Annotated in this window: 1 protein-coding gene and 1 pseudogene; both read left to right on the plus strand. The window is 64.6% G+C overall.

The genetic code is table 11. From position 1 onward, the window contains the following. Positions 1-951, plus strand: a pseudogene (locus Q8O26_RS18675) (DNA-directed RNA polymerase subunit beta); the annotation flags it as partial. Positions 952-1081: 130 nt separating this feature from the next. Next, positions 1082-5284: a DNA-directed RNA polymerase subunit beta' gene (rpoC, locus tag Q8O26_RS18680; RefSeq protein WP_305578359.1), complete on the plus strand. Its 4203-nt coding sequence runs from the start codon at positions 1082-1084 to the stop codon at positions 5282-5284. Positions 5285-5432: the final 148 nt, after the last annotated feature.

Genomic DNA, 5432 nt, shown 5'->3' on the forward strand with positions numbered 1-5432 from the left:
GACGAACTGCCGCCGGGCGTGATGAAGATGGTCAAGGTCTTCATCGCCGTGAAGCGCAAGATCCAGCCGGGCGACAAGATGGCCGGCCGTCACGGCAACAAGGGCGTCGTTTCCCGCATCGTGCCGATCGAGGACATGCCGTTCCTCGAGGACGGTACCCATGCGGACATCGTGCTCAACCCGCTCGGCGTGCCGAGCCGCATGAACGTCGGTCAGATCCTCGAGACCCATCTCGGCTGGGCCGCCGCCGGCCTCGGCAAGATGGTGGGCCAGGCCTACGACGCCTACATGCGCTCGAAGAACGTGAAGCCGCTGAAGGAGGCCTTCACCAAGATCTACGGCGATGACCCGCAGATCGGTGCGCTCGACGAGGACAACCTCGTGGAACTCGCCCGCAACACGCGGCGCGGCGTCCACTTCGCGACCCCCGTCTTCGACGGCGCGAAGGAGGCCGACATCGAGACCATGCTGGCCATGGCCGGCCTGAACAATTCCGGTCAGGTCACGCTGTTCGACGGCAAGACGGGCGAGCAGTTCGATCGCCAGGTCACTGTCGGCTACATCTACATGTTGAAGCTGCACCATCTCGTGGACGACAAGATCCACGCGCGCTCGATCGGGCCGTACAGCCTGGTCACCCAGCAGCCGCTGGGCGGCAAGGCGCAGTTCGGCGGCCAGCGCTTCGGCGAGATGGAGGTCTGGGCCCTCGAGGCCTATGGTGCCGCCTACACGCTGCAGGAAATGCTCACGGTGAAATCGGACGACGTGGCCGGCCGTACCAAGGTCTACGAGGCGATCGTCCGCGGCGACGACACCTTCGAGGCCGGCATTCCCGAGAGCTTCAACGTGCTGGTCAAGGAAATGCGCTCGCTCGGCCTCAATGTCGAACTGGCGATCTCGAAGCCGGTGCGCACCGACAATGATGACGTGGGACAGCAGGCCGCCGAGTAAGGCGTTCGTGCCTGCCCGGGGATCGGGTCCGTCCGGTCCCCCGACGTTCCACCTGAAGACGCTTTCATCGGCCGGGAATTTTATTCCGGCCCCGAACTTCCCCCCGGGAGACCGGGCTTAGGAGACGGCGATGAACCAAGAGATCGCAAATCTCTTCAATCCGACCACGCAGCCGGCCACGTTCGATCAGATCAAGATCTCGATCGCGAGCCCCGAGAAGATTCTGTCTTGGTCCTTCGGCGAGATCAAGAAGCCGGAGACGATCAACTACCGCACGTTCAAGCCCGAGCGTGACGGTCTGTTCTGCGCGCGCATCTTCGGCCCCATCAAGGACTACGAGTGCCTGTGCGGCAAGTACAAGCGCATGAAGTACAAGGGCATCATCTGCGAGAAGTGCGGCGTCGAGGTCACCCTCTCGCGCGTTCGCCGCGAGCGCATGGGCCATATCGAACTCGCTGCCCCGGTCGCCCACATCTGGTTCCTGAAGTCGCTGCCGAGCCGCATCGGCCTGCTGCTCGATATGCCGCTCAAGGACCTCGAGCGCATCCTCTATTTCGAATATTACTGCGTCATCGAGCCGGGCCTGACCTCGCTGAAGGAGCGCCAGCTCCTGTCCGAGGAGGAGTACATCAAGGCGCAGGACGAGTTCGGTGACGACTCGTTCACCGCCCTGATCGGTGCCGAGGCCATCCGCGAACTGCTGCGCGGCCTCGACCTCGAGAAGCTGGCCGCCGATACCCGCAAGGAGATCTCCGAGGCCACCACCGAGCTGAAGCCGAAGAAGCTCGCCAAGCGCCTGAAGATCATCGAGGCCTTCATCCAGTCGGGCAACAAGCCGGAATGGATGATCCTGACGGTCGTTCCGGTGATCCCGCCGGACCTGCGTCCGCTGGTGCCGCTGGACGGCGGCCGCTTCGCGACCTCCGACCTCAACGACCTCTACCGCCGCGTCATCAACCGCAACAACCGCCTGAAGCGGCTGATCGAGCTGCGCGCGCCGGACATCATCATCCGCAACGAGAAGCGCATGCTTCAGGAAGCGGTCGATGCGCTGTTCGACAACGGCCGCCGCGGCCGCGTCATCACGGGCGCCAACAAGCGTCCGCTGAAGTCGCTCGCCGACATGCTGAAGGGCAAGCAGGGCCGTTTCCGCCAGAACCTGCTCGGCAAGCGCGTCGACTATTCCGGTCGTTCGGTCATCGTCGTCGGTCCGGAAATGAAGCTGCACCAGTGCGGCCTGCCGAAGAAGATGGCGCTGGAGCTGTTCAAGCCGTTCATCTACGCCCGTCTCGACGCCAAGGGCCTTTCGGCCACCGTCAAACAGGCGAAGAAGCTGGTCGAGAAGGAGCGTCCCGAGGTCTGGGACATCCTCGACGAGGTCATCCGCGAACATCCGGTGCTGCTCAACCGCGCCCCGACGCTCCACCGCCTCGGCATCCAGGCCTTCGAGCCGGTGCTGATCGAGGGCAAGGCGATCCAGCTGCATCCGCTCGTCTGCTCGGCCTTCAACGCCGACTTCGACGGTGACCAGATGGCCGTGCACGTCCCGCTGTCGCTCGAGGCGCAGCTGGAAGCGCGCGTCCTGATGATGTCGACGAACAACATCCTGCATCCGGCCAACGGCGCGCCGATCATCGTGCCGTCGCAGGATATCGTGCTCGGTCTCTACTACGTCTCGCTGATGTCGGACGGCATGCCCGGTCAGGGCAAGGCCTTCGCCAATGTCGGCGAACTGGAGCATGCGCTGGCCAACAAGGTCGTGACGCTCCACACCAAGATCAAGTATCGCTGGGAAGGCCTCGACGCGGACAGCAACCATGTCCGCCGCATGTACGAGACCACGCCCGGCCGCGTCCTGCTCGGCCAGCTCCTGCCGAAGTCGCCCAAGGTTCCCTTCGACGCAGCCAACAAGCTGATGACGAAGAAGGAGATCTCGGCGATGATCGACACCGTCTACCGCTTCTGCGGCCAGAAGGAGTCGGTGATCTTCTGCGACCGGATCATGGCGCTGGGCTTCTACCACGCCTACAAGGCCGGCATTTCCTTCGGCAAGGACGACATGGTCGTCCCGGACAACAAGTGGCCGATCGTCGAGGAGACGCGGACGCTCACCAAGGACTACGAGCAGCAGTACCTCGACGGCCTCATCACCTACGGCGAGAAGTACAACAAGGTCGTCGACGCCTGGGCCAAGTGCTCGGACCGTCTCGCCCAGGAAATGATGCTGCGCATCTCCTCGGTGAAGAAGGACGAGAACGGCCGCGACAAGCCGATCAACTCGATCTACATGATGTCGCATTCGGGCGCGCGTGGTTCGCCGACCCAGATGCGCCAGCTCGCCGCCATGCGCGGCCTCATGGCCAAGCCCTCGGGCGAGATCATCGAGACGCCGATCATCTCGAACTTCAAGGAAGGCCTGTCCGTGATGGAGTACTTCAACTCCACCCACGGCGCCCGCAAGGGTCTGGCCGACACCGCCTTGAAGACGGCGAACTCGGGCTATCTGACCCGCCGTCTCGTCGACGTGGCCCAGGACTGCATCATCACGGAACGTGACTGCCATACCGAAAAGGGTATCGGCATGCGCGCCATCGTGGATGCGGGCCAGGTCGTGGCCACGCTCGGCCAGCGCATCCTCGGCCGTTCGGCCGCCGTCACCGTCACCGACCCGTCCTCGGGCAAGGTGCTGGTCGAGGCCGGCGCCATGATCCTGGAGAAGGACGTGGATGCCATCACCTCCGCCGGCATCCAGGAGGTGAAGATCCGTTCGGTCCTCACCTGCGAGACCAAGGTCGGCGTCTGCGGCCAGTGCTACGGCCGTGACCTTGCCCGCGGAACGCCGGTCAACATCGGCGAAGCGGTCGGCGTCATCGCGGCGCAGTCCATCGGCGAGCCGGGCACCCAGCTCACCATGCGTACCTTCCACATCGGCGGCGCCGCCCAGGTGGTCGACACCTCGTTCATCGAGGCGACCTTCGAAGGCACGATCAAGATCCGCAACCGCTCGATCGTGAAGAACTCGGACGGCGAACTCATCGCGATGGGCCGCAACATGGCCGTTATCATCGCCGATGCGGACGGCACCGAGCGCGCGACGCATCGTATCCAGTACGGCGCCAAGCTGCGCGTCGACGAGGGCACGAAGGTCAAGCGCGGACAGCGCATCGCCGAATGGGATCCCTACACCCGCCCGATCATCTCCGAGATCGACGGCGTGCTGGGCTTCGAGGATCTGGTCGACGGCCAGTCCCTCGCGGAAACCACCGACGAGGCCACCGGCTTCACCAAGCGTGTCGTCACCGACTGGCGCACCTCGACCCGTTCGGCCGACCTCAAGCCGTCGCTGGTCATCCGCGACTCCAACGGCAAGCTGCAGAAGCTGCCGCGGGGCACGGATGCCCGCTACGCGCTTGCGGTGGATGCTGTCATCAGCTTCGAGCCGGGCGCGCAGATCCACGGCGGCGACGTCATCGCCCGTATCCCGCTGGAAAGCGCCAAGACCCGCGACATCACCGGCGGTCTGCCGCGTGTCGCCGAGCTCTTCGAAGCGCGTCGTCCGAAGGATGCGGCGATCATCGCCGAGATCTCCGGCGTGGTGCGCTTCGGCAAGGACTACAAGCAGAAGCGCCGTCTGACGATCGAGCCTTTCGAGGCCGATGCCGAGACCGCCGAGTACCTGATTCCGAAGGGCAAGCACATCCACCTTCAGGACGGCGACGAGGTGCAGAAGGGCGACTTCATCGTCGACGGCAACCCGGCGCCGCACGACATCCTGGCGATCAAGGGCGTCGAGGAGCTTGCCGCTTACCTCGTCAACGAGATCCAGGAAGTCTACCGTTTGCAGGGCGTCGTCATCAACGACAAGCACATCGAGGTCATCGTCCGCCAGATGCTCCAGAAGGTCGAGATCACCGATCCCGGTGACACCGATCTCATCCAGGGCGATCAGGTCGACGCTTCCGAGATGGAAGAGGCGAACCTCGCCATGGTGGACGACAAGAACAAGCGGCCGGCCACCGGCACGCCCGTTCTGCTCGGCATCACCAAGGCCTCGCTGCAGACGCGGTCCTTCATCTCCGCGGCCTCCTTCCAGGAGACCACGCGCGTGCTCACCGAAGCGGCCGTCAACGGCAAGTCGGACACGCTCGAGGGCCTGAAGGAGAACGTCATCGTCGGCCGCCTCATCCCGGCGGGCACCGGTGCCATGATCAGCCGCATCCGGGAGATCGCGCTGAAGCGCGACGACCTTATCCTCGACGAGAAGCAGAAGGCGGCGGGCATGACGGCCGGAGCTCCCGCCGAGGTGGCCGTGATCGAGGCGCCGCAGTCCTGACGTGGGGCGAGGGCAGGGGGCGTTTCCCCTGTCCTGCCTCGCCTGGCTGCGCACAAACAAAAAGGGCCGCCCGAAAGGCGGCCCTTCTGCGTTGCGGGGATCGTCTGCTCAGTTGGCCGAGCAGGAATTGGTCGAGCCGCAGACGAGG

Source organism: Phreatobacter sp. (assembly GCF_030691135.1).
In the GTDB taxonomy this organism is placed as follows: Bacteria; Pseudomonadota; Alphaproteobacteria; order Rhizobiales; family Phreatobacteraceae; genus Phreatobacter.

Coding starts and splice junctions, on each gene's coding strand:
- rpoC (WP_305578359.1), top strand. CDS start 1,082: ATGAACCAAGAGATCGCAAATCTCTTCAATCCGACCACGCAGCCGGCC.